Annotated in this window: 22 protein-coding genes; 13 read left to right on the top strand and 9 right to left on the bottom strand. The window is 66.1% G+C overall.

Features of this window, described 5'->3' with window-relative positions; genetic code table 11:
- Nucleotides 1-120 precede the first annotated feature (120 nt).
- The 4 genes from N2602_RS36655 to N2602_RS36640 form a co-directional block, all read right to left on the bottom strand.
- On the bottom strand, nucleotides 121-1,908 hold the full coding sequence (locus N2602_RS36655; protein ID WP_260381137.1) for an NAD(P)/FAD-dependent oxidoreductase: 1,788 nt from the start codon (nucleotides 1,906-1,908) through the stop codon (nucleotides 121-123).
- 163 nt (nucleotides 1,909-2,071) lie between these two features.
- Nucleotides 2,072-3,598 (bottom strand): acyl-CoA synthetase, encoded by a 1,527-nt coding sequence (locus tag N2602_RS36650; RefSeq protein ID WP_260381136.1) that lies wholly within the window; start codon nucleotides 3,596-3,598, stop codon nucleotides 2,072-2,074.
- Between the two features lie 23 nt (nucleotides 3,599-3,621).
- Nucleotides 3,622-4,806, bottom strand: a complete 1,185-nt coding sequence (locus N2602_RS36645; RefSeq protein WP_172785975.1) for an ABC transporter substrate-binding protein — start codon at nucleotides 4,804-4,806, stop codon at nucleotides 3,622-3,624.
- 51 nt (nucleotides 4,807-4,857) lie between these two features.
- Nucleotides 4,858-5,832: a nitronate monooxygenase family protein gene (locus N2602_RS36640; protein WP_172785974.1), complete on the bottom strand. Its 975-nt coding sequence runs from the start codon at nucleotides 5,830-5,832 to the stop codon at nucleotides 4,858-4,860.
- 180 nt (nucleotides 5,833-6,012) lie between these two features.
- Here N2602_RS36640 and N2602_RS36635 point away from each other — a divergent pair, with 180 nt between their 5' ends.
- Nucleotides 6,013-6,900, top strand: a complete 888-nt coding sequence (locus N2602_RS36635; protein WP_172785973.1) for a LysR family transcriptional regulator — start codon at nucleotides 6,013-6,015, stop codon at nucleotides 6,898-6,900.
- Here N2602_RS36635 and N2602_RS36630 read toward each other — a convergent pair.
- A complete protein-coding gene (locus N2602_RS36630; RefSeq protein WP_172786217.1) occupies nucleotides 6,897-7,550 on the bottom strand; it encodes a DNA-3-methyladenine glycosylase in 654 nt (217 codons plus the stop codon). The genes N2602_RS36635 and N2602_RS36630 overlap by 4 nt on opposite strands.
- A gap of 192 nt (nucleotides 7,551-7,742) precedes the next feature.
- Between N2602_RS36630 and gluQRS the strand changes: the two genes are divergently transcribed.
- A complete protein-coding gene (gene gluQRS / locus N2602_RS36625) occupies nucleotides 7,743-8,612 on the top strand; it encodes a tRNA glutamyl-Q(34) synthetase GluQRS (protein ID WP_260383803.1) in 870 nt (289 codons plus the stop codon).
- A 100-nt stretch (nucleotides 8,613-8,712) separates the two neighbouring features.
- Nucleotides 8,713-9,972: an ATP-binding protein gene (locus tag N2602_RS36620; RefSeq protein ID WP_260381135.1), complete on the top strand. Its 1,260-nt coding sequence runs from the start codon at nucleotides 8,713-8,715 to the stop codon at nucleotides 9,970-9,972.
- Here N2602_RS36620 and N2602_RS36615 read toward each other — a convergent pair.
- A complete protein-coding gene (locus N2602_RS36615; protein ID WP_172785971.1) occupies nucleotides 9,899-10,792 on the bottom strand; it encodes a YihY/virulence factor BrkB family protein in 894 nt (297 codons plus the stop codon). The genes N2602_RS36620 and N2602_RS36615 overlap by 74 nt on opposite strands.
- 235 nt (nucleotides 10,793-11,027) lie before the next feature.
- On the opposite strand from N2602_RS36615, the gene N2602_RS36610 reads away from it, so the two are divergent.
- From N2602_RS36610 to N2602_RS36585, 6 genes are all read left to right on the top strand, one after another.
- Complete coding sequence (locus N2602_RS36610) at nucleotides 11,028-11,222, top strand: twin transmembrane helix small protein (protein ID WP_028178512.1); 195 nt, start codon at nucleotides 11,028-11,030, stop codon at nucleotides 11,220-11,222.
- Between the two features lie 2 nt (nucleotides 11,223-11,224).
- Nucleotides 11,225-11,809, top strand: a complete 585-nt coding sequence (locus N2602_RS36605) for a cob(I)yrinic acid a,c-diamide adenosyltransferase (protein WP_260381134.1) — start codon at nucleotides 11,225-11,227, stop codon at nucleotides 11,807-11,809.
- A gap of 125 nt (nucleotides 11,810-11,934) precedes the next feature.
- Complete coding sequence (locus tag N2602_RS36600; protein WP_260381133.1) at nucleotides 11,935-12,684, top strand: electron transfer flavoprotein subunit beta/FixA family protein; 750 nt, start codon at nucleotides 11,935-11,937, stop codon at nucleotides 12,682-12,684.
- Nucleotides 12,684-13,628, top strand: a complete 945-nt coding sequence (locus N2602_RS36595; protein WP_260381132.1) for an electron transfer flavoprotein subunit alpha/FixB family protein — start codon at nucleotides 12,684-12,686, stop codon at nucleotides 13,626-13,628. The genes N2602_RS36600 and N2602_RS36595 overlap by 1 nt, the downstream gene beginning before the upstream one ends.
- A gap of 208 nt (nucleotides 13,629-13,836) precedes the next feature.
- Nucleotides 13,837-14,718, top strand: coding sequence for a 3-hydroxybutyryl-CoA dehydrogenase (locus tag N2602_RS36590; protein ID WP_172785967.1), 882 nt, complete (start codon nucleotides 13,837-13,839; stop codon nucleotides 14,716-14,718).
- A 197-nt stretch (nucleotides 14,719-14,915) separates the two neighbouring features.
- Nucleotides 14,916-15,110: a hypothetical protein gene (locus N2602_RS36585; protein WP_172789441.1), complete on the top strand. Its 195-nt coding sequence runs from the start codon at nucleotides 14,916-14,918 to the stop codon at nucleotides 15,108-15,110.
- Nucleotides 15,111-15,113: 3 nt separating this feature from the next.
- Here the strand turns inward: N2602_RS36585 and tlpA are convergent, their stop codons facing one another.
- A complete protein-coding gene (gene tlpA, locus N2602_RS36580) occupies nucleotides 15,114-15,779 on the bottom strand; it encodes a thiol:disulfide interchange protein TlpA (RefSeq protein ID WP_260383802.1) in 666 nt (221 codons plus the stop codon).
- Between the two features lie 100 nt (nucleotides 15,780-15,879).
- Here tlpA and argH point away from each other — a divergent pair, with 100 nt between their 5' ends.
- The 3 genes from argH (at nucleotide 15,880) to lysA (ending at nucleotide 18,953) form a co-directional block, all read left to right on the top strand.
- Nucleotides 15,880-17,277, top strand: coding sequence for an argininosuccinate lyase (gene argH / locus N2602_RS36575; protein WP_260381131.1), 1,398 nt, complete (start codon nucleotides 15,880-15,882; stop codon nucleotides 17,275-17,277).
- A gap of 93 nt (nucleotides 17,278-17,370) precedes the next feature.
- Nucleotides 17,371-17,664 (top strand): LPS translocon maturation chaperone LptM, encoded by a 294-nt coding sequence (lptM, locus tag N2602_RS36570; protein ID WP_260381130.1) that lies wholly within the window; start codon nucleotides 17,371-17,373, stop codon nucleotides 17,662-17,664.
- Between the two features lie 23 nt (nucleotides 17,665-17,687).
- A complete protein-coding gene (gene lysA / locus N2602_RS36565) occupies nucleotides 17,688-18,953 on the top strand; it encodes a diaminopimelate decarboxylase (protein ID WP_260381129.1) in 1,266 nt (421 codons plus the stop codon).
- 179 nt (nucleotides 18,954-19,132) lie between these two features.
- Here the strand turns inward: lysA and N2602_RS36560 are convergent, their stop codons facing one another.
- On the bottom strand, nucleotides 19,133-20,041 hold the full coding sequence (locus N2602_RS36560; RefSeq protein ID WP_260381128.1) for an NAD(P)-dependent oxidoreductase: 909 nt from the start codon (nucleotides 20,039-20,041) through the stop codon (nucleotides 19,133-19,135).
- Between the two features lie 136 nt (nucleotides 20,042-20,177).
- The gene (locus N2602_RS36555; protein WP_260381127.1) at nucleotides 20,178-20,561 is read right to left on the bottom strand and encodes a carboxymuconolactone decarboxylase family protein; all 384 of its coding nucleotides are present in this window, start codon (nucleotides 20,559-20,561) and stop codon (nucleotides 20,178-20,180) included.
- Nucleotides 20,562-20,730: 169 nt separating this feature from the next.
- On the opposite strand from N2602_RS36555, the gene N2602_RS36550 reads away from it, so the two are divergent.
- Nucleotides 20,731-23,394 carry a TIGR02302 family protein gene (locus tag N2602_RS36550; protein WP_260381126.1) on the top strand — a complete coding sequence of 888 codons (2,664 nt, stop codon included), beginning with the start codon at nucleotides 20,731-20,733 and terminating at the stop codon, nucleotides 23,392-23,394.
- The last annotated feature ends 11 nt before the right edge of the window (nucleotides 23,395-23,405 follow it).

Here is a 23,405-nt window from a genome sequence, read left to right as displayed (position 1 = left end):
AGTTGCTTCTTCCGTGCACGTCTGCATCCGCGTCGTCATTGCGAGCGCAGCGAAGCAATCCAGACTGTCGCCTCGGAAACATTCTGGATTGCTTCGCTACGCTCGCAATGACGGTGTTGCTCAAGCTGTGCTCAGCGGCGTAGCCACAGCCCTTGGCAAAATCCCTTCCTCGATCGCCTTGATCTGCAACGCCAGATATTTCGAGTTGATCCGGCATTGCGCGAGGCTCCCGGCGATGAACCAGAGGCCGGGCTGCTTGGTGCGCGCATACATGTTGCGCAGCTCGAAGCCGTCGCCAAAACCCCAGATCGGGCCGACGCGGTCGGCGATGCCATCGCCGAACAGCTTGCGCACCAGATATTCCTGCGGCTTGTAACCGGTCGAGAGCACGATCAGGTCGGCGGCAATGATCGAGCCGTCCCTCATCCGCGCGCCGTCGGCGTTGAAGCTTTCTATGTCGGAAAACTGCCTGAGCCCGATCTTGCCCTCGACGATCAGGTTGGAGCAGCCAACGTTGAAATAATAGCCGCCGCCGCGGGTGAGGTATTTGAACTGCCAGCCGGTGCCGGCCTCGCCGAAATCGAGCTTGAAGCCGACGCGCGAGAGGCCGTCGAGCAGCTCCCTGTCGAGCTGCTTCGACTGCTCGGTCAGCATCACATGCATCTTCCTCGCGAGCGGCGTCGGCATCGAGGCCGCAATCAGATCATTGTCCTCGAGCGTGCCCTCATTGTAGGTCGCATAGGCCAGCTGCGCCGACGGCTCGATGTTGGTGACCAGCGTGGGCGAGCGCTGCACCAGCGTCACCTCGGCGCCGCTGGAATGAAGATCTTGCGCGATGTCGTGACCGCTGTTGCCGGTGCCGATGACGATCGCGCGCTTGCCGGGCCAATTCTCGCCGTCCTCGTAGCGGCTGGAATGCAGCAGCGTGCCCTTGAAATTGTCGAGCGTCGGAATGTCTGGAATGTTGGCGATGCCGCTGACGCCGGTCGCCATGATCACATGGCGCGGATGCATGGTGCGCTTGCTGCCATCGGCGCACTGGAGCGTGACGGTCCAGTGGCCCTTCGCCTCGTCATAAGCACCGCCCTCGAACTCGGTGCCGGTCCAGAAGTTCAGCTCCATGGCATCGACATAGGCCTCGAACCAGTTGGCGAGCTTGTCCTTGGGGATATAGACCGGCCAGCTCGGCGGAAACGGCATGTAGGGCAGGTGATTGACCTGCACCTGGTTGTGCAGGGTCAGCGCGTGATAGCGCTGCCGCCAATTGTCGCCGATCCGCATCCCGCGATCGACGATCAGGGTATCGACCTGCAGCTGCTTCAGCCGCGCCGCAATCGCGAGCCCGGCCTGCCCGCCGCCGACCACCAGCACAGCGGGATCGCGCTCGGCATAGGCGCGCGCGGCATTGCGCTGGTCGAGCCAGTTCGGCCCGCGGAAGTCGCGCGAATAGGCCTGGCCGCGCGGGCGCGAGGTGCCGAGCTGTTCCTCGAAGCCTTTGAGCTCGTCGAGCGCGGTCAGTAGCGTCCATGCCTTCAGGCGGTCGCCGTCGGCCGTGTCAGGGATGAGCCGCACGATGCCGCTGCCGCGGCCGATCGCGGTCTCGAAGTGGAAGATCGCTTCGATGCTGTTGGTGCCGGCGCGCGTCACCGAGCGCGGCGGCGCCCGGTTCGGAGCGATCCTGAAATGGGTCGGCGCCGCCCTGGGCGCGCGCGCTGTCAGCTCCTGCGTGATCGCGTCGCGGCCCGCGACAGTCTGCAGGTTCCAGCTCAGCGCCAGCACGTCGCGCCAGAAGCCGTCAGCGAGGAAGAGCGGGTCCAGCGTCGCGGGATCAGGTCTGCCCAGGATGCGCTCGAAGTCGTCGAGCCAGCCTTGCGCGGCGATGGAAATATCCTGCGTCCGGTCCAGCATGCGCGACCTCATGGCCGTCTTCGCGGCGTTTCCTCAGAGATCGAACGCTATACGGTTTCGCCGTCCGCCAAAAGCCGCGAACCCGAGCGAGGCCGGCATGCGGCCCTGCCCGGACGGAATATGGCCTGGAATTCCACGCGTGCGGACGCGGCCGGAGAACGACTTAAGCGCCGCCCGGCCTCTGGTCCGCCCAATAGGGATCGCGCAGCTTGCGCTTGAAGATCTTTCCGGTTGCCTCGCGCGGCAGCGCATCCAGGAACTTGACCTCCTTCGGTACCTTGAAGTTGGCCAGCCGCTCGCGCAGGAAAGCCTGCACCGCGCCCGCGGAGAGCTGCGCGCCGGTCTCGGGCTCGATGCAGGCGCACAGCCGCTCGCCATATTCGGCGTCGGGAATGCCGAACACGGCGCAATCGCGCACCCCACGCATGGCGATCAACACGTTCTCGATCTCGGCGGGATAGATGTTGACGCCGCCCGAAATCACCATGTCGCGCTTGCGGTCGCACAGGAACAGGTAGCCGTCCTCGTCGAGATAGCCGACGTCGCCGACGCTGACGAGACCGTCGCGCCCGGCGTCGGCGCGCGCCTGCGCCTTGCCGTGGTAGTCGAAATCGGGCACCGCGGTCTGGCGCATGTAGATCTCGCCGACCTCATTGACATCGCAGAGGCTACCGTCATCGCGAAAAATCTTGACGATGCCGCCTTCGATGGCGCGGCCGACCGTGCCGGGCTTCTTCAGCGCTTCTTCGGCCGAGTGCCAGACCGGGATGCCGGTCTCGGTCGAGCCGAAATATTCGTTGATGACCGGTCCCCACCATTCGATCATGGCCCGCTTCACCTCGGGCGGGCAGGGCGCCGCGCCATGCACGACGAAGCGCAGCGATGACAGGTCGTAGCGCTGCCTGACCGCGTCGGGCAGGCGCAGCAGGCGCACGAACATGGTCGGCACCATGTGGATATGCGTCACACGGTGGCGCTCGATCAGCGCCAGCAGCTCCTCGGCATCGAAGCGGGGCTGGAGGGCGATGGTGCAGCCGTTGCGGAAGGCCATCATGCCATAGGAATGCGGCGCCGAGTGATACATCGGCCCGTTGATCAGCACGACCTGGCCCTCGCGCGGCTTGATGCCGTAGGCGATCGCGCCGACCCGTTCGGACGCGGCGGCCTGCTCCGGCGGCATCGGCATGCGCCGCACGCCCTTCGGCATGCCCGTGGTCCCCGAGGTGTAGATCATCGCCGCGGCACGCCGCGGCGGCTCCTGGGTCTCGGTGTGGCCGTCGCGCCAACGGTCCCAATCGGTGAGGCCCGCCGGGACCTCGGTCAGCTCATGGGGAATGGCGAAGGTCGTCGCCAGCTCGGGCGGTGTCGCGACCACGAGCAGGCGGACATCCTCCGGAATGCCGCCCCGAATTTGCGGCAGCAGGTCGGCGTGGCAGATCAGGATCTTCGCGCCGCTGTCGGTCAGGATGTAGCGGACCTCCTCGGCCTTCAGGTGCCAGTTGATCGGCACCACCGGGCTGCCCAGTGCGGCGGAGGCGGCGACCACCTCGAACAAGGCGAAATCGTTGCGCAGCATCATGGCAACCGGCGCGCCTTCGGCAAGGCCGAGGGTACGCAGCCCGCTCGCCGCGCGCTTGATGCGCGCCTGGATCTCGTCATAGCCGATCCGGCGTTCGCCGCTGATGATCATGGTGTGTCCTATTCCGTTCGAGGCTAGCGATCGTCCAGCACGTCGCCGAAGCCGACCCAGCTCTTGCCGTTGAAGCGCCGCAGCTGCAGCTGCTGGAACGGCAGATAGTCGTCGGCGCCGGTGGTGACGGACATGCCGGGCAGCAGCAGCGGCAGCTTCACGTCCTTCAGCGAAGCGGCCTGACGCAGGATGTTGTCGCGGCTGAAATCATCCTTGCATCCCTTCAGCACCGTCATCAGCAGCGTCGCGTAGTGGTAGCCGGCCGCATAGTTGGAGTTGGAGAGGTCCGCGTTCGGCATGTACTGCTTCATGAAGGCGAAATACTCCTTCACGCCGGGATCGCTGGCCCATTGCGGGTCCATCGTGTCCTTCTGGTTGCTCGACGAGATCAGGCCGACGGCGTTGTCGAGCCCGGCCGGCTCCAGGAAAGAGATCGACGAGGCCGAGGTCGGCACGAAGAACAGCTCGGGCTTCCAGCCGATCTCGGCGACGCCCTTGATCATCTGCGAGGTGAACTTGCCGAGCACGACACCGAACAGCACGTCGGCGCCCGATGACTTCAGGGTCGAGAGCTGCGAGCTGATCGTCGGCGCGCTGGTCTCGTAGGTTGCTTCCGCAACGATCATGCCGGCGGCCTTGTCGCCGAGCGCACGCTTGAAGCCGGCGACATAGTCGCGGCCGAAATCGTCGTTCTGGGAGAGGATGGCGATCTTGGCGCCCGGTTTGGTGCGCAGCACGTGCTTGGCGTAGACTACGCCCTCGGATTCATAGGCGGCCATGCCGGGCATGGTCCACGGATATTTCTGCGGATCGGCCCATTTGGTCGCGCCCGAAAGCACGAACAGCTGCGGCACCTTCTTGCCGTTGAGGTAGCGCTGCACGGCGCTGTTGGTGGCGGTGCCGAGCGAGCCGAACAACATCAGCACCTCGTCCTGCTCGACGAGCTTGCGGGTCTGCTCCACCGTCTTCGGCGGCGAATAGGCGTCGTCCAGCGTGATGAACTTGACCTTCCGGCCGTTGATGCCGCCTTCGGCATTGATCTTCTCGAAGAACGCCTCCTGCGTCCGGCCGATCGCGCCGAAGCCGGAGGCCGGGCCGCTATAGGGCAGGGTCTGTCCAATGCGGATCTCGTCCGTGCCTTCGGCATAGGCGCCGCCGCCGGCGAGCGCCAGCAGGGACAGGCCGATCAATGCGGCTGCCAGCTTCATGATGTCCTCCCGTTTTTGTTGCCAGTCCAATCCTGTTGTCGGACCACGCCTTCAGGCGCTGACGCGCATCAGGAAATCTTCTCTCGCCTGATCGAATTCACGCTTCATGCGCTCGACGAGCTCCGCGACGGAGGGGACATCGGTGATCTGGCCGATGCCCTGGCCCGATCCCCAGATGTCGCGCCACGCCTTGGACTTCATGTTGCCGCCGGAGCCAAAATTCATCTTTGATTTGTCTGCGGCGGGAAGATTGTCCGGATCGAGGCCGGCGGCGGCGATCGACGGGCCGAGATAATTGCCGTGCACACCGGTGAACAGGTTGGTGTAGACGATGTCGTGCGCGGCGTGCTGCGTCAGCGCCGACTTGTAGGTCTCATCCGCATTGGCTTCCTGCGTCGCGATGAAGCGCGTGCCCATATAGGCGAGGTCTGCACCCAGCGTCAGCGCCGAGGCGATGGCATAGCCGTCGCTGATCGCGCCCGACAGCAGGATGGCGCCGCCAAACCATTGCTTGACCTCGCGCACCAGCGCGAACGGCGACAGCGTGCCGGCGTGTCCGCCCGCACCGGCGCAGACCAGGATCAGGCCGTCGACGCCCTGCTCGGCGGCTTTGCGCGCGTGCTTGACGTTGATGACGTCGTGGAACACCAGCCCGCCATAGGAATGCGCAGCCTCGACGATCTCCGCCGGCGGCCGCAGCGAGGTGATGATGATGGGCACCTTGTGCTTGACGCAGGTCTCCATGTCCTTCATCAGCCGGTCATTGGAGGCATGGCAGATCTGGTTGACGGCGTAGGGCGCGACCTTCTTGCCGGGATTGCGCGATTTGTATTCGCCGAGCTCGTCCTCGATCCGGCTCAGCCATTCGCCGAGCATCTCGACGGGGCGGGCATTGAGCGCGGGAAAGGAGCCGACGACGCCGGCCTTGCACTGGGCGATCACCAGTTCCGGGCCGGAGACGATGAACAGCGGCGAGCCGACCACTGGCAGCTCGAGCGAATCCTTCAAGAGAGTGGGCAGTGCCATCATGTCCTCCCGAAACGCGGCCCCGCCGGCGGGCGGATGACGAGGCGTTTCCGTTTTGATTGTCGCGCGGGCGGATAGGCCGCCCGGGGCCGCGGATTTGATCCCATTATAAGGTTGGACTGCGCGGCCGGGCCGTTCAATAATGAACGGATCATCATTCAGGTATGAACAGGGCCGCCGATGGATTGGGACCTTTGCAAGACCTTCGTCGCGGTCGCCGATACCGGCAGCTTCACCGCCGCGGCCCGCCGGCTGCACACCAGCCATCCCACCGTCAGCCGCAAGATCGCGGCGCTTGAAGCCCAGCTCGGCACCCGATTGGTGGCGCGCGCCGCCGACGGCCTGGCGCTGACCGCGGATGGGAGGACCTTGCGCGAGCACGCCGAGGCCATGGCGGCCGCAGCGCTGCGGGCCGAGACCGCGGTCGCCGCGGGTGGACACAAGGCGCGCGGCATCGTCAAGCTGTCGATCGGCGCGACGCTCGCCTCGCACTGGCTGATGCCGCGTCTGCCTGCCTTCCTGCGTGCGCACGATCATATCCAGCTCGAGATCATCACCCATCCGTTTCCGGCGAGCGTGCGCCGGCGTGAGGCCGACGTGGTGCTGCGGCCCTTCGACAGCGGCGAGGAGAACCTGGTCGGCCGCAAGATTGGCCGTCTCGGCACGGGCTTCTATGCCTCGCGCGATTATGCCGCCGGGCGGCCCCTGCCTGAACGGCGCGGCGATTGGAAGGAGCACAGCGTCATCGGCTTCGCCGACCAGACGTCCAATGCGCAGCTTGCGCGTTGGAGCGACGTCGTCACGCGGCAGGCGAGGGTGGCGATGCGCTGCTCGTCCCAGGGGGACATGCTGGCGGCGGTCCGCGCCGGCATCGGAATCTCCGCGCTGTCGTGCTTCGTCGCCGAAGCCTATTCCGATCTCGTGCGCGTCGCCCCGCAGAAGCTCGCCAGCGTCGCGGATCTCTGGCTGCTGGCCCATCCCGACCTCGTCGAGCTGCCGGCGGTGCGCGCCGTGATCGACTTCGTCGCCGAATGCGCCCGGACCGACCGCGCGCGGCTGCGCGGTTAGCCCGATCCCGCGAGCACGCCCTCGCGCCTCTTCACCGCGCGGTAATAGCTCCACCACAGATGCGCCGCAGCACCGCGCAGCGGACGCCAGGGCTCGGCGATCGGCGCCATCTGCTTCTCCGTCGGCCGCGCCTTGAGGCCGAGCCCGATGCGGATGCCTTCCTGCACGGCGAGGTCGCCGGCCGGCCAGGCATCGCCGTGGCCGAGGCAGAACAAGAGGTAGACGTCGGCCGTCCAGGGGCCGATGCCGGGCAGCGCGATCAGGGTGTGGTGCGCCGCGTCGGCATCCTCCTCCGCGAGCACGTCGAGGTTCAGCCGTTGCGCGGCGATCTCGCGGGCGAGATGCTTGAGCGTCTTGATCTTGGCGGCAGAGAGGCCGAGCCGTCCCAGCCGGTCGGTGCGGGCGCGGCGCACTGCCTCATGATCGAACGGATCGAACGCCGCCGACAGCCGTCCCCAGATCGCCGCGGCACTCGCGGTGGAGAGCTGTTGCCCGCAGACGATGTGGGCGAGCCCCGTAAAACCCGGCTCGCGCCGCCGCAATGCCGGCATGCCCGCGATCTCGAGCACGGATTTGAGACGCGGATCGCGCTTGATCAGCGCGTGAACGGCCTCTTCGAGATCGGACTGGGTTTCGAGGTGGATGGTCATGGTGTTTGGCAGGCTCTCTCCAGCGTCATGGCCGGGCTTGTCCCGGCCATCCACGTCTTTCTCACCGCGAGGCACTGTGTAGCATGAGCGGTGGTCGTGGCGCTTGTTCGTGAGGTTGACACGATCGGTCTGTGGTACCGAAGAACGGGAATGGCCGGGGACAAGCCCGGCCATGACGAGATCTATCGCACAATGCCACCCGTTTTCCGATTCGCCCCGAGCCCGAACGGCTTCCTGCATCTCGGCCACGCCTATTCCGCGCTGCTCAACTTCGATCGCGCGCGACAGACGGGCGGTCGGTTGTTGCTGCGGATCGAGGACATCGACGCGACGCGCTGCCGGCCGGACTATGAGACGGCGATCTACGAGGATCTCGCCTGGCTCGGAATTGCCTGGGAGACACCGGTGCGGCGGCAGTCCGAACATCTCGCCGAATATCGCGCCGCGCTGGAAAAGCTCTCGGCGCTCGGTCTCGTCTATCCCGCCTTCGAAAGCCGGGCCGAGATCGCAACGCTGGTGGCGGCGCGCGAGGTCGACGGGCCGTGGCCGCGCGATCCCGACGGCGCGCCGCTTTATCCGGGCGACGCCAAATCACTCTCGGCCGACGAGCGCTCGCAGCTGATCGCCTCGGGCGCGCCCTATGCGCTGCGGCTCGACATGGCTGCCGCTTGCCGCCGCGTCGCCGGTCTGAGCTGGAACGAGCTCGGCGAGGGGCCGGATGGCGAGCGCGGCATCGTCCCGGCGCGGCCGGAGGCCTGGGGCGACGTCATCCTGGCCCGCAAGGAGACGCCGACCAGCTACCATCTCTCGGTTGTCGTCGACGACGCGCTCCAGGGCGTCAGCGAGATCGTGCGGGGGCAGGACCTGTTTCACGCCACCGCGGTGCACCGCCTGCTCCAGGTCCTGCTCGGCCTGCCCGAGCCCGCCTATCGCCATCACCGGCTGATTCGCGATGAGGCGGGTCGGAAGCTGTCGAAATCGGGTCGCTCGACCGGGCTGCGCGACTTGCGCGCGGCCGGCCTCACGCCTGCCGCGATCCGCCAGCTGGTGGGATTAGGTTAAGTTTCTCTGGGGGTTAGCTCAACGTCGCCGTGACTCCGGGTGTTCCTCCGTGCCATGCTTGGCCGCGCGGGGTTCGAAGAGGGTACTTCGAAGGGGATTCATGGCGGCGAAGACGCGTCCAGTGCGCACCACCCGGACATCCAGGCGGCGGCCGCTTCGGAAGCGGGCCGGGCCGGCCCGCCGGGTGCGCAAGCGCGGCACCAAGGCGGTTGCGCCGGATGTCGTCCAGGCGGCGCTGGCCGCTTTTGCCCATGAGGTCCGCACCCCCCTGACCGGCATTCTCGCGATCAGCGACCTGCTCGCGACCTCCGATCTCGGCGAGCGGGAGCGGCGCTGGGCCGACACCATCAAGGCCGGCGCCGAGCATCTGGCGAGCCTCGCCACGCTGTTCGTGGATGCTGCCAAAACGGGGAAGGGCGGCAGCACGCCGCGGCAGGACCTGTTCGATCTCAAGGCGCTCGCCCGCACCGCCGGCGATTCGCTGGCCGGCCGCGCCGCGGCGAAAGGTCTCCAGGCCAAGGTCGAGATCGCCGAGAAGATCCCCGCGCTCGTGGTCGGTGATTCCGTCCGGCTGCGCGCTGCGCTCGAGAACCTGATCGACAACGCCGTGAAATTCACCGACCAGGGCGGCGTGGCGCTCGCGGTCGAGCCTTGGCGTCCCGCCAAAGGCAAAGCAAAGGGCAAAGGCAGGGTCGGCGTCGCCTTTGCGGTGTCCGACAGCGGCATCGGCCTGACCATGGCCGAGATCAAGCGGCTGTTCCGCCCCTTCACCCAGGCCAATGTCACCATTGCCTCACGCTTCGGCGGCGCCGGCTTGGGACTCTCCTCGGTCAAGCAATTGGCGCAGGCGATGGGCGGCGACATCACCGTCGCGCCGCGCCGGGGTGGCGGAGCCACCTTCACATTGACGGTGTCGCTGGACGCGGCGGGACCAGGCAAGACCCGCAAGGCAAAGGACGGCAGCGAGCCGGAGGCGGTCGCTGCGCTCCGCGTGCTCAGCGTCGAGGACAACCCGTTCGGCCGCGTCGTGCTCAACACCATCCTGACCGAGCTCGGCCATCATGCCGAGTTCATCGGGCGCGGCGAGGACGCCGTGAAGCGGCTGGAGCAGGGCGCGTTCGACGCGGTGCTGATGGACATGGTGCTGCCGGGCATCGACGGCATCGAGGCCATCCAGCGGATCCGAAAGCTGCCGACACCGCTGGCTCAGATCCCGATCATCGGCGTGTCCGGCCGCGGCGAGGACGAGGCCGCCTCGCGCGAAGCCGGGGCCGACGCCTTCCTGGTCAAGCCTGTGTCTCCGCGGGCGCTAGCGACTGCGCTGCTTGAAGCGACACGCCGTGAGGAAGCCGCGACTTGATGATCGCGGCGTTCAACTCGCCGCCGTAAACGAAGATCGCGGCGATGAAGTACAGAAACACCAGCGCGATGATCACCGAGGCGAGCCCCGCATACATCGTCACGTAATTGTTGGCGAAGCGCGCCAGATATTGTCCGAACACGATGCCTGATATCAGCGACGCCACGATGGTGAAGACGATGCCGGGCAGAATCTGGAAGAAGCTGCGCCGCCCCGCCGGCAGCCAGACATGCAGGATGATGAGCGCCACCACCAGCGCACTGATGGTGATGCCGTAGCGCAGCCAGGTGAGAATGCTTTCGTTGGATTCCACGAACAATGGAATGTGGCGCCGCGCGGCCTCGATGATCAGCGGACCGAGCACGATCAGGAACGCCATGGCGAGCGCGGTGAAAGCTGCGATCAGCGTATAGACGATGGATTCGAGCCGCAGCCAGTACCAGCTCCGCATCTCCACCACGGCATAGGCACGGTTGAGCGCCACCCGGAGCGCCTCGACGCCATTGGAGGCGAAATAGACCGACAGCGCCGCGCCGATGGTCAGAATGCCGGTGCGGGTGGTGGTCAGCACGTCATGAACCTCGCCCGAGATCGAATCGGCGACCTGCTTGGGCCAGATCTGGAGCATCAGGCTGGCGGCTTGGTCGGCAAGTTCCTTGGAGCCGAAAAAGCCGGCGAGCGAGGTCAGCACGATCAGGAACGGGAACAGCGCCATCAGCGTCGACAGCGCGATGTGGCTTGCGATCGCCCAGCCGTCGTCGGCCAGGAACGTATAGAACGCGTCCTCCAGCACGCAGTAGATGTAGCGGACCGCTTTCACGTGGCACCTACAGCGCTGCTCTCTCCCCCTGCGCGCAGGGAGAGATCGGGAGAACAGGCAATGGGCGCAAATCGGAAATCATCGCGCTACCATCTGATATTATTGGCCCAAAAGCCAGTTCGCGAAGCGCCCCGCTTGTCATTCCGGGCTCGATGCTTCGCATCGCCCCGGAATGACGCCGGAGGCTGTCGCGGCACCATGGCGGACCGGCGCGCACGGTGTTATCTACCCTCAAATGGCATCTCTCCTGAGTACTTTCATCCTGCCGGCGGCCGCCGGCGCCGTGGCGCTGGTGCTGCTGCTCGGGCTCATCAACATGATGCGCGGCGGCTCGCCCAACACCTCGCAGAAGCTGATGCGCTGGCGCGTGCTGCTTCAGTTCGTGGCGATCATCATCGCGATGCTCGCGGTCTGGGCGATGGGGCGTTGATCATGGTGGTGCTGAACCGCATCTACACGAAGACCGGTGACGACGGCACGACGGCGCTCGGAACCGGCGAGCGGCGTCCGAAATACGATCTGCGCATCGAGGCCTATGGCACCGTCGACGAGACCAATGCCGCGATCGGCGTGGTCAGGGTCCACACCGGGGAGATGCCCGAGCTCGACGCGATGCTCGGCCGGATCCAGAACGATCTGTTCGATCTTGGTGCCGATCTCGCGGTGCCGGAGCGTCAAGACAAGGACAAGGGCAAGGCGGAGCGGCTGCGGGTGGTGGCGAGCCAGGTCGAGCGGCTCGAGCGCGACATCGATACGCTCAACGAAAAGCTTGCCCCGCTGACCTCCTTCGTGCTTCCCGGCGGCACGCCGGCTGCGGCCCATCTGCATGTTGCGCGCACGATATGCCGCAGGGCGGAACGCGTGATCGTGGAACTGGCGGCCCAGCCGGGCGAGCCGGTCACCGCGGCTGGCATCCAATATATGAACCGCCTGTCCGACTTTCTGTTCGTGGCCAGCCGGGCCGTGAACGGCAATGGTGCCGGCGACGTGCTCTGGGTTCCCGGCCAGAACCGCTGACCCATCGCGCTCCCGCATTCAGAAGGCCAAAATTAGAACCGTTCGCGCGTTGACCGGGGCAGATCAGGCCTTTAGGTTCCGCGCCAGTTGATAACCCCCCTCCCAAATTGAGTGAAAGAGGATCGATGAAGGTCTTAGTGCCGGTAAAGCGGGTGGTCGATTACAACGTCAAGGTCCGCGTCAAGGGCGATGGATCGGGCGTTGAACTCGCCAACGTCAAGATGTCCATGAACCCCTTCGACGAAATCGCAGTCGAGGAAGCGCTGCGCCTGAAGGAAGCCGGCAAGGCCACCGAGGTCGTGGTGGTCTCGATCGGACCGGCGCAGGCGTCCGAGACGATCCGCACCGGTCTGGCCATGGGCGCCGATCGCGGCATCCTGGTGAAGGCAGAAGGCACCGTCGAGCCGCTCGCCGTCGCCAAGATCCTGAAGAAGGTTGCGGAAGAAGAGCAGCCGGGCCTGATCATTCTCGGCAAGCAGGCGATCGACGACGACTCGAACCAGACCGGCCAGATGCTGGCCGCGCTGCTCGGCTGGTCGCAGGCGACCTTCGCCTCCAAGCTCGAGGTCGAAGGCTCCGACTTCAAGGTGACGCGCGAAGTCGATGGCGGCCTCCAGACCGTGAAGCTGAAGGGACCGGCGATCGTCACCACCGACCTCCGCCTCAACGAGCCGCGCTACGCCTCGCTGCCCAACATCATGAAGGCGAAGAAGAAGCCGATCGCGGAGAAGACGGTCGCCGATTACGGCGTCGACATCGCCGCGCGCCTCGAGGTTCTGAAGACAGCTGAGCCCGCGGGCCGCAAGGCCGGCGTCAAGGTAAAGGACGTCGCCGAGCTGGTGTCGAAACTCAAGAACGAAGCCGGGGTGCTCTGATGACGACGCTTCTGATTGCCGAACACGACAATGCGTCGCTCAAGGACGCCACCAACAAGGCCCTGACCGCAGCAGCCGCGCTCGGCGCGGATGTCGAGGTGCTGGTTGCCGGCCAGAACGCCAAGGCCGCGGCAGATGCCGCTGCCAAGCTCGCCGGCGTGAAGAAGGTGCTGCTCGCCGATGGCGACCTCTACGCGCACGATCTCGCCGAGCCGCTGGCTGCGCTGGTCGTGTCGCTGGCGTCCGGCTATGACGCGATCGTCGCGCCGGCGACCTCGCGCTTCAAGAACGTGATGCCCCGCATCGCCGCTCTGCTCGACGTCATGCAGGTGTCGGAGATCACCAAGGTGGTCGCGCCCGATACCTATGAGCGTCCGATCTATGCCGGCAACGCCATCCAGACGGTGAAGTCGAAGGACGCCAAGAAGGTCATCACGGTCCGCACCTCCACCTTCGCCGCGGCGGGCGAGGGCGGCAGCGCCCCGGTCGAGACCGTGGCGGCGGCGGCCGATCCCGGCCTGTCGACCTTCGTCGGTGAGGAAGTCGCCAAGAGCGATCGTCCCGAGCTGACCTCGGCCAAGATCATCGTCTCCGGCGGCCGCGCCATGCAGAGCCGCGAGAATTTTGCCAAGTACATCGAGCCGCTCGCGGACAAGCTGGGCGCCGGTGTCGGTGCCTCGCGCGCCGCGGTCGACGCCGGCTATGCGCCGAACGACTGGCAGGTCGGCCAGACCGGCAAGGTCGTGGCCCCCGAGCTCTATGTCGCGGTCGGCATTTCCGGCGCCATCCAGCATCTGGCCGGCATGAAGGACTCCAAGGTGATCGTCGCGATCAACAAGGACGAGGACGCGCCGATCTTCCAGGTCGCCGATTACGGCCTGGTCGCCGACCTCTACCAGGCGGTTCCTGAGCTGACGGACGAACTCGCCAAGCTCGGCAAGTAAAAGCCGTACAAAACACCGGCCGGAGGTATAAACTCCGGCCGGTGTTTCATTTTTGAGGCGTTTTCTTTCGCGTGGGGCACGCCTTCGAAGCGATCCAATCTAGGTTTCGAGCCAAGGTTCTGATTAAATCAGGCTTCTGGTCAATCAGACCTCCCGGCTCAGGGGATAGGCAGGGCGCGATCAGCGCGCCGTTCCGGTGGATGACATTATGGCGGCAGTGATCAAGAAGGTCGGCGTGATCGGCGCGGGTCAGATGGGCAATGGCATCGCGCATGTCGCGGCGCTCGCCGGCTTCGACGTGGTGCTCAACGACGTTTCGGCCGACCGCCTCAAGTCGGGCATGGCCACCATCAACGGCAATCTGGCGCGACAGGTCTCCAAGAAGGCCGTCACCGAGGACGACAAGGCCAAGGCGGTCGCACGTATCAAGCTGGCCGAGAAGCTGGACGACCTCGCCGATTGCGATCTCGTCATCGAGACCGCGGTCGAGAAGGAAGAGGTCAAGCGCAAGATCTTCCACGAGCTCTGCGCCGTGTTGAAGCCGGAGGCGATCGTCGCTTCCGATACGTCCTCGATCTCGATCACGCGCCTCGCCGCCGCCACCGACCGCCCGGAACGCTTCATCGGCATTCACTTCATGAATCCGGTGCCGTTGATGGAACTGGTCGAGCTCATCCGCGGTATCGCCACCGACGATTCCACCTTCGAGGCCGCCAAGGAATTCGTCGGCAAGCTCGGCAAGCAGGTCGCGGTCTCCGAGGATTTCCCGGCCTTCATCGTCAACCGCATCCTGCTGCCGATGATCAACGAGGCGATCTACACGCTGTATGAAGGCGTCGGTAACGTCGAGGCGATCGACGCGGCGATGAAGCTCGGCGCCCACCATCCCATGGGTCCGCTCGAGCTCGCCGATTTCATCGGCCTCGACACCTGTCTCTCCATCATGCAGGTGCTGCACGAGGGGTTGGCCGACTCCAAGTACCGCCCGTGCCCGCTGCTGGTGAAATACGTCGAGGCCGGCTGGCTCGGCCGCAAGACCCAGCGCGGCTTCTACGACTACCGCGGCGCCAAGCCGGTGCCGACGCGCTGACCCATTTCCGGCGCCGTAAGGGTGGGCAAAGCGAAGCGTGCCCACGGCTTCAAATCCAATTGCGGACAGATGGTGGGCACGGCGCAAGTGCGCCTTTGCCCACGCTACGGTACGCTCCGCCGTAGGTCGATCGTGAGACATTTCATCTCCCGTTAACCCCTCGCGCCTAGGTTACGGCCGGTACGAGGGTTCGCGTAATGGACATGATGGCAATGGTCAGCACCATGCTGGCCGCACAGCAAGGCGCGTTGCAGTCGAATATTGCGGCGACGCTGACCAAGCAGAACGCGGATATGGAGAAATCCACCGTCCTGACCCTGCTCGGCGCCGGCCAGCCCTCGCTCGCCAATGTCGGCGCTGGCGTCGGCGGCAATCTCAACGTCACCGCCTGAGCTTCAAAGCGACGCGGCGGCCTTGCCGGTCGCCGCCCGGATCAGCTTGAGCGCGTCCTCGCTCGCCCATTCCGCCGGCCCCGCGATCGTCGCGATCTCGCAGCCCTGCGGGTCGACCAGCACCGAGGTGGGCATGCCCAGCGCCCGTCCAACTGCTTTAAGATCCTGAAAAACCTTCGCTTTCTGGTCGCTGAAATAGCCGAGCCGAGTCAGATTGGCCTCTTTCAGGAAGGATTTCGGCTTCTCCGGGTCGCGGGTGTCGATGTTGATCGCCACCACCTCGAAATCCGGACCCGACAGCTTGCCCTGGAGCTCGTCCAGCGCCGGCATCTCCTTTCGACAAGGCACGCACCAGGTCGCCCAGAGGTTCACCAGTAGGGTCTTGCCGCGGAAGTCGGACAGCTTCTTCGGCTTGCCGTCGGAATCCTCGAAGGCGAGGTCGGGCAGTTTCAGCGGGGCGCTTGCCATGGTCAGCGCCGCGACCTCGCCATGGGCGAGCGGGGCGATCTTCTGCGCCGTCGCCACCGCCGCCTTGCAGGTCGGATCGCCTGAAGGCGCCCGGCTCAGGCCGAACCCGTACAGCGCGGCGAAGCCGGCCAGCCCGCCGATCGCCACGGTGGCGATGACGAGCGGGATGCGGCGCGTGGCTGAGGGCTTCTGGTCGAGCATATCGTTTGTCATCCGGTCGCAGATATGGCTATCAGGGGCCTCTTAGTACGGCTGGCCGTGGCCAGCAAACGTGCGGCAAATCAGGCGTGAGCAGGGGATCATGAGCAACAAGATGTGGGGCGGCCGGTTCTCGGAACGTCCCGATGAGATCATGGAAGAGATCAACGTCTCCATCGACGTCGATCGTCACCTCTACGCCCAGGACATTGCCGCGTCCAAGGCCCACGCCGCGATGTTGGCCAATCAAGGCATCATCACGGCTTCTGATGCGAAAAATATCGGCAAGGGTCTAGACACAATCCTGTCAGAGATTGGCAACGGCGGCTTCGAATTCAAGCGCGCGCTCGAGGACATCCATATGAATGTCGAGAGCCGCCTGTCCGAGCTGATCGGCCCCGCCGCCGGACGGCTGCACACCGCGCGCTCGCGCAACGACCAGGTCGCGACTGATTTCCGCCTGTACGTCCGCGACGTCATCGACGAGACCGATGCCGCGCTCGCGGGGTTCCAGCAGGCGCTGGTGGAGCGCGCGCTGGAGCACGCCGCAACCGTGATGCCCGGCTTCACGCATCTGCAGACGGCGCAGCCCGTCACTTTCGGCCATCACCTGCTGGCCTATGTCGAGATGGCCGCGCGCGACCGCGGCCGCTTCCAGGACGCCCGCAAGCGGCTGAACGAATCGCCGCTGGGCGCGGCTGCACTCGCCGGCACCTCGTTCCCGATCGACCGCCACGCCACCGCGAAGGCGCTCCTGTTCGACCGGCCGATGGCGAACTCGCTCGATGCCGTCTCCGACCGCGACTTCGTGCTGGAGACGCTGTCGGCGGCCTCGATCTGCGCCGTGCATATGTCGCGCTTTGCCGAGGAGATCGTGATCTGGACCTCGCCGCTGGTCGGCATGATCCGGCTCAGCGACAAGTTCACCACCGGCTCCTCGATCATGCCGCAGAAGCGCAATCCGGACGCCGCCGAGCTGGTGCGGGCCAAGACCGGCCGCGTCATCGGCGCGCTCAACGGCCTCCTGATCGTCATGAAGGGCCTGCCGCTCGCCTATCAAAAGGACATGCAGGAGGACAAGCAGGGCGCCATCGAGGGCTTTGCCGCGCTGTCGCTGGCAATCCGCGCCATGACCGGCATGGTCCGCGATCTCGTTCCCGACGAAGCCAAGATGAAGGCGGCCGCGGGCGAGGGCTACGCCACGGCGACCGATCTTGCCGACTGGCTGGTGCGGACGCTGAAGATGCCGTTCCGCGAGGCCCACCACGTCACCGGCCGCATCGTCGCCAAGGCCGCCGAGGGGGGCGTCGCGCTGCACGAGCTGCCGCTCAAGGAGATGCAGGCGATCGAGCCCAAGATCACGAAGGAAGTGCTCGGCGTGCTCTCGGTCGAATCGTCGGTGAAGAGCCGGACCAGCTTCGGCGGCACCGCGCCGAAGAACGTGACGTCCCAGGCCAAGGCCTGGGCGAAGCGGCTGGAAAAAGAGCAAAAATTGGGCTGAAGGCAAAATTTCGCTTATGTTTCATGGTCATCCGGCTCTCGCCAGAACGCGCCAATCTCTGTATGGTGCGCCGCGCGTAGTGGGGAATTCGTCGTGACGTCAAAGTTTCGCCCGGCCGGCTCGGGGTGGGCCATCATTGTCTTGAGCCTGACGGCGCTCGCGCTTGCCGGTTGCGGCCGCAAGGGCCCGCTGGATCTGCCGCCGACCGCCTCCAACGCGCCTGCGGCCGCCGGCGCCGCGCCCGTCGATACCGAGACCGCAGCCCAGAAGGCGCCGAGCCTGTTCGACCCGACTGCCGGCGCGGATGCCGCGCCCGCAGCGCCCAAGGGCCGGAAGAAACCGTTTATTCTCGACCCGCTCCTGGACGAACCTCCCGGCAAGAAATAAGCCGGGACAACCGAGCCTGCGCCATGAACCATTTCGACTATCGCAACGGCGTGCTGTACGCCGAGGCGGTGAACCTGTCCGAGCTGGCAGCCACCGTCGGCACGCCGTTCTATTGCTATTCGACCGCAACGCTGGAGCGGCACTACCGCGTCTTCACCGAGGCCTTTGCCGGCGAGAAGGTGCTGGTCTGCTACGCCATGAAGGCGAACTCCAACCAGTCGGTGTTGCGGACGCTGGCCAAGCTCGGCGCCGGCGCCGACGTGGTCTCGGGCGGCGAGCTCAAGCGCGCTTTGGCCGCAGGCATTCCCGCCAGCAAGATCGTCTTCTCCGGCGTCGGCAAGACGGAAGCGGAGCTGCGCGCGGCGCTCGCCGCCGACATCCTCTGCCTCAACGTCGAATCCGAGCCGGAGCTCGAGCTGCTGTCGCGCCTCGCGGTCGAGATGGGCAAAACCGCGCGGATCTCGCTCCGCGTCAATCCCGACGTCGATGCCGGCACGCACGCAAAAATTTCCACCGGCAAGTCCGAGAACAAGTTCGGCATTCCGATCGTGCATGCCCGCGAGGTCTACGCGCGCGCAGCCAAGCTGCCCGGGATCAAGGTGACCGGCACCGACGTGCATATCGGCAGCCAGATCACCGATCTCTCCGGCATGGAGACTGCGTTCCGCATCCTCTCCGAATTCGTGCAGACGCTGCGGACGGACGGCCACGACATCAGCCACGTCGATTTCGGCGGTGGTCTCGGCATTCCCTATTACATGGACCGCGAGGCGCCCCCGGCGCCGGCCGCCTATGCCGCCATGGTCAAGCGCGTCAGCCACAATCTCGGCTGCACGCTGATGTTCGAGCCGGGCCGCATGATCGTCGGCAATGCCGGCATCCTGGTGACGAAGGTGATCTATGTGAAGCACGGCGACGGCAAGAACTTCGTCATCATCGATGCGGCGATGAACGACCTCATTCGCCCGACGCTGTACGAGGCGCATCACGACATCCTGCCGGTGAAGCAGCCCGCCAAGGGCGCCGCCACCATCAAGGCCGATGTCGTCGGCCCGGTCTGCGAGACCGGGGACTATCTCGCGCTCGACCGCACGCTGCCGACGCCCGTGCCCGGCGATCTCCTCGCCATCATGACCGCGGGCGCCTATGGCGCGGTGCAGGCCGGCACCTACAACACCCGGCCCTTGGTGCCCGAGGTGCTGGTGAAGGGCGACCAATACGCCGTGGTGCGCCCGCGCATCGAGGTCGAGCAGCTGATCGCGATGGATGCGCCGGCGCCGTGGCTGTGAGGTGACGACGTCCACTCAATAAGCTCGGTGTCGCCCCCGCGAAGGCGGGGACCCATAACCACAGGGAGTGGTTGTCGCGCGAAGCCGGTAACTCCGAGTCTTCGCCAAACGTCTCCCTGTGGTTATGGGTCCCGGGCTCGCGCTTCGCGCGCCCCGGGACGACGAGCGGAGGGGCGGCGCTACTTCCCCGCCAATCCGCCCTTCGCTCCGCCCACCACGACGCCCGCTTTCTTCTCGATCGGCTTGATCGCCGCGGTGAAATCGGACTCGGCGCCTTCCGCGCTGATCACGGTCTCCCACAACCGCCCGACCGCGTCGGCAACTTCCATCGACAGGCCGAGCTGCTTCATCTCCTCCAGCGCCAGCCGCACGTCCTTCACCATCAGTCCCGTGGCGAAGCCGAAGTCGAAGGTGCGCGGCAGCACCGCGCGCGGAAACTTGTCGCGGCTCGCCGTGTTCATGCCCGAGCCGGCATTGATGACGTCGATCATCACGGCGGGATCGAGCCCGGCTTTCACGCCCATCACCACGGCTTCCGACGTCGCCACGATCGCGGTGGCCGACAGGAAATTGTTGGCGAGCTTCATGGTTTGGGCCGCGCCCGGCTTCTCGCCGATGAAGAACACTTTTCCGATCACCTCGAGCGCGGGCTTGAGCAGCTCGAACTCGGCTTTCGGGCCCGACACCATCACAGCAAGCGTGCCCTTCTCGGCGCCGCCGACGCCACCGGAGACGGGACAGTCGATCTGCACGATGCCGCGCTTGGCGAGCAGGCCGTGAATCTTCGCGGCCATCGCCGAGCCGACGGTTGAGAGATCGACGAAACGCTTGGCGCGCTTGCCCTCGATCACGCCGCCAGCGCCGGTGGCAACGTCCAGGGAAGCCTGCAGCGAGGGCAGGCTCGCCATCACGGTCGCGACCTGATCGGCGACGTCCTTCGGCGACGACGCGGCACTGGCACCTCGCGCGACCAGCCTGTCCATGACCTCCTTGCGCGTGTCGAACACGACGAGCCTGTGTCCCGCCTCGATCAACCGCCGCGCCATCGGGAAACCCATGTTTCCGAGCCCGATGAATCCGATGTCCATGGTGTTCTTTCCTCCCGTCGTCATTGCGAGGAGCGAAGCGACGAAGCAATCCAGGAATGTTTCCGCGGAGGATGTCTGGATTGCTTCGCTTCGCTCGCAATGACGGAGCAATACGATTCAGAGCGGTCAGCCTGTCTCACGCCTTGGCGTCGATCTCCGCGAACACCTCGCGCGCAATGCGGAAGCTGTCGACCGCGGCGGGCATGCCGCCATAGATCGCGACCTGCATCAGGATCTCGCGGATCTCCTCGCGGGTGACGCCATTGGTCAGCGCGCCCTTGAGATGTGCGCGAAACTCGTGCTGGCGGTTGAGGATCGCGATCATGGCGATGTTCAGCATGCTGCGGGTCTTGCGCGGCAGCTCCTCGCGGCCCCACACCGTGCCCCAGCAATATTCGTTGAGCATCTCCTGGAACGGGCGGTTGAAATCGTCGACGTTCTTCAGGGCATTGTTGACATAGGCCTCGCCCAGCACCGCTTTGCGGACATCCAGGCCCTTGTCGTGCATCTTCTTGTCCATGGCGTTTCCTTCATTTCCCTCGAGATTGGCGCGCGGAAATTACGGGGTTGCACCCGGCCAGTCACGTCCTCGTGTTATGCGGGAAAAGGAGGCGCTCCCGTACAGGAACGGATGCCTCAGTGCTGCCGTTGTGATAGGCTCTTCTCTACCGGGCAACCTGGAGAGTTGATTGAACGGCGTCACCCCCGAGCCGTCAGACCCGACCCGCGGCAGTGATGCGCTGTCGCGGCTGAAGCTGGCGCAGGCCCTTGATCGGGCAACTTATGCCATCGCATGGGAGCGTGCCTGGCCCAACGCGGCGCGCCTTCTGACCGTCGTCGGCCTGTTCCTGGTGGTGTCCTGGGCCGGCCTCTGGCTGGCGCTGCCGTTCATGGCCAGGGCCGTCGGCCTCGCCCTCTTCGCCGCGATCGCGGCGGCCGCCCTGTTCCCGCTGATTCGCTTCCGCTGGCCGAGCCGCGAGGAAGCGCTCGCCCGGCTCGACCGTGGCTCCGGCATCCGTCACCGCCCGGCCACCGCGCTCACGGACACGCTGACCTCGCAGGACCCGGTCGCGCTGGCGCTGTGGCAGGCGCAGCGCGAGCGGACGCTCGCCTCCATCAAGCGCATCCGCGCCGGTGTACCGCACCCGCGGCTCGCGCTTCACGACCCCTGGGCGCTGCGTGCCCTCGTCATGGTGATGCTGGTTGCCACCTTCTTTGCCGCGGGTGACGAGCGTGCGATGCGCCTTGGCGCCGCCTTCGACTGGAACGGGGTGCTGGCGCCGGCCAATGTTCGCGTCGATGCCTGGGTCACGCCGCCGCTCTACACCGGCAAGCCGCCGGTCATCCTATCGGCCGCCAACAAGGAAGCTGCGGCATTGCCCGCCGGCGGCCCGCTCGCCGTTCCCACCGGCTCGACCCTGATCGTGCGCTCCTCCGGCGGCAACCTGGATGTCGTCGTCTCCGGCGGCCTCAAGGAGGTCGCCCCGACTGAAGCCAGCCCGAAGGGGACCAACGAAAAACATTTCGCCATTTCCGGCGACGGCACCGCCCATGTCCGGGCGCCCTCCGGCCAGCCGCAATGGGCCTTCGCCGCCACGCCGGACCGTCCGCCGACGATCGCGCTCGCCAAGGACCCCGAGCGCCAGGCGCGCGGCGCGCTCCAGCTCTCCTACAAGATCGAGGACGATTACGGCGTCACCGGCGCCGAGGCGAAATTCGCCACGCGGTCGACCGACGCCCGGGACGGCGGCAAAGACGGTGCCAAGGATGCTGCGAAGCCCGCTGCCGGCGACGGCGACAGCAGGACGGCGCCCCGGCCGCTGTTCCAGCCGCCGCAATTCCCGCTCGCGCTGCCGAATGCGCGCACCCGCAACGGCGTCGGGCAATCCGTGAAGGATCTCAGCGAGGATCCCTATGCCGGCGCCGAGGTTACGCTCACTCTCACGGCCAAGGACGAGGCCGGCAACGAGGCCGCAAGCGAGCCGTTCAACATGCGCCTGCCCGAACGGCTCTTCACCAAGCCGCTGGCCCGTGCATTGATCGAGCAGCGCCGCATCCTCGCGCTCGATGCCAACAAGAATTCCGACGTATATGCCGCGCTCGACGGGCTGATGATCGCGCCCGAGATGTTCACGCCGGAGCCCGGACAATATCTCGGCCTGCACAGCGTGGCCCGACAGCTCGAGGCCGCGCGTACCGATGATGCCCTGCGCGAGGTCGTGGCGAGCCTGTGGGCGCTTGCGGTGACGATCGAGGACGGCAAGATCTCCGACGTCGAGAAGGCGTTGCGCGCGGCCCAGGACGCGCTGAAGCAGGCGCTGGAGCGTGGCGCGAGCGACGAGGAGATCAAGAAGCTCACGCAGGATCTGCGTCAGGCACTGAACGATTTCATGCGTCAGCTCGCCGAGCAGTTCCGCAACAACAATGACCCGCAGCAGCTGGCGCGGCCGCTCGATCCGAACACCAAGGTCCTGCGTCAGCAGGATCTGCAGAACATGATCGACCGGATGGAGCGCCTGTCGCGCTCCGGCGACAAGGATGCCGCCAAGCAGTTGCTCGACCAGCTCCAGCAGATGCTGGAAGGCCTCCAGATGGCGCAGCCGGGGCAGTCCGGCGAGAGCGACATGGAGCAGGCGCTCAATGAGCTCGGCGACATGATCCGCAAGCAGCAGCAATTGCGCGACAAGACGTTCAAGCAGGGCCAGGATTCCCGGCGCGACCGCTCGCGCGGCAAGCAGCAGCAGGGCGATCAATCCATGTCGGAGCTGCAGCAGGACCAGCAGGGGCTGCGCGACCGGCTGAAGAAGCTGCAGGACGAGCTTGCCAAGCGCGGCCTCACCCAGAAGGGGCAGAAAGGCCAGCAGGCACAGAAGGGCCAGAAGGGTCAGCAAGGCGATCAGGGCCAGCCCGGCCAGAACGGCGATCAGGACGGCGACCAGGGTGATGACGACGGCAGCCTGGATGCGGCCGACGGTGCCATGGGCGATGCCGGATCAAAGCTCGGCGAGGGCAATGCCGACGGCGCCGTGGACTCGCAGGGCAAGGCACTCGACGCGATGCGCAAGGGTGCGCAGAAGATGGCCGAGGCGATGCAGCAGGGCGACGGCGACGGCCAGGGCGACGGCCCCGGCCAGCGCGCCGGCCGTCAGCAGAGCGGCGGCAACCAGACCGATCCGCTCGGCCGGCCGCTTCATGGGCGCGAATATGGCGACGATTATACGGTCAAGATTCCCGGCGAGATCGACACCCAGCGTGTCCGCCGCATTCTCGAAGAGCTCCGCCGTCGTCTCGGCGATCCCTCGCGGCCGCAGATCGAGCTCGACTATCTCGAGCGGCTGCTGAAGGAGTTTTGAGAAGATAGCCC

The organism is Bradyrhizobium sp. NC92 (assembly GCF_025200865.1).
GTDB lineage: Bacteria > Pseudomonadota > Alphaproteobacteria > Rhizobiales > Xanthobacteraceae > Bradyrhizobium.
Note: the sequence above shows the minus strand (reverse complement) of the source record. Positions and strands in the feature narration are given on the sequence as shown.

What these genes read in the sequence shown, in the direction of transcription:
- lysA (WP_260381129.1), top strand. Translation starts at nt 17,688, where the DNA reads ATGAACCATTTCGACTATCGCAACGGCGTGCTGTACGCCGAGGCGGTG.
- N2602_RS36655 (WP_260381137.1), bottom strand. Translation starts at nt 1,908, where the DNA reads ATGCTGGACCGGACGCAGGATATTTCCATCGCCGCGCAAGGCTGGCTC.
- N2602_RS36595 (WP_260381132.1), top strand. Translation starts at nt 12,684, where the DNA reads ATGACGACGCTTCTGATTGCCGAACACGACAATGCGTCGCTCAAGGAC.
- tlpA (WP_260383802.1), bottom strand. Translation starts at nt 15,779, where the DNA reads ATGCTCGACCAGAAGCCCTCAGCCACGCGCCGCATCCCGCTCGTCATC.
- N2602_RS36585 (WP_172789441.1), top strand. Translation starts at nt 14,916, where the DNA reads ATGGACATGATGGCAATGGTCAGCACCATGCTGGCCGCACAGCAAGGC.
- N2602_RS36610 (WP_028178512.1), top strand. Translation starts at nt 11,028, where the DNA reads ATGGCATCTCTCCTGAGTACTTTCATCCTGCCGGCGGCCGCCGGCGCC.
- N2602_RS36630 (WP_172786217.1), bottom strand. Translation starts at nt 7,550, where the DNA reads ATGACCATCCACCTCGAAACCCAGTCCGATCTCGAAGAGGCCGTTCAC.
- N2602_RS36645 (WP_172785975.1), bottom strand. Translation starts at nt 4,806, where the DNA reads ATGAAGCTGGCAGCCGCATTGATCGGCCTGTCCCTGCTGGCGCTCGCC.
- N2602_RS36605 (WP_260381134.1), top strand. Translation starts at nt 11,225, where the DNA reads ATGGTGGTGCTGAACCGCATCTACACGAAGACCGGTGACGACGGCACG.
- gluQRS (WP_260383803.1), top strand. Translation starts at nt 7,743, where the DNA reads ATGCCACCCGTTTTCCGATTCGCCCCGAGCCCGAACGGCTTCCTGCAT.
- N2602_RS36640 (WP_172785974.1), bottom strand. Translation starts at nt 5,832, where the DNA reads ATGGCACTGCCCACTCTCTTGAAGGATTCGCTCGAGCTGCCAGTGGTC.
- N2602_RS36600 (WP_260381133.1), top strand. Translation starts at nt 11,935, where the DNA reads ATGAAGGTCTTAGTGCCGGTAAAGCGGGTGGTCGATTACAACGTCAAG.
- N2602_RS36635 (WP_172785973.1), top strand. Translation starts at nt 6,013, where the DNA reads ATGGATTGGGACCTTTGCAAGACCTTCGTCGCGGTCGCCGATACCGGC.
- argH (WP_260381131.1), top strand. Translation starts at nt 15,880, where the DNA reads ATGAGCAACAAGATGTGGGGCGGCCGGTTCTCGGAACGTCCCGATGAG.
- N2602_RS36555 (WP_260381127.1), bottom strand. Translation starts at nt 20,561, where the DNA reads ATGGACAAGAAGATGCACGACAAGGGCCTGGATGTCCGCAAAGCGGTG.
- N2602_RS36590 (WP_172785967.1), top strand. Translation starts at nt 13,837, where the DNA reads ATGGCGGCAGTGATCAAGAAGGTCGGCGTGATCGGCGCGGGTCAGATG.
- N2602_RS36560 (WP_260381128.1), bottom strand. Translation starts at nt 20,041, where the DNA reads ATGGACATCGGATTCATCGGGCTCGGAAACATGGGTTTCCCGATGGCG.
- N2602_RS36650 (WP_260381136.1), bottom strand. Translation starts at nt 3,598, where the DNA reads ATGATCATCAGCGGCGAACGCCGGATCGGCTATGACGAGATCCAGGCG.
- N2602_RS36620 (WP_260381135.1), top strand. Translation starts at nt 8,713, where the DNA reads ATGGCGGCGAAGACGCGTCCAGTGCGCACCACCCGGACATCCAGGCGG.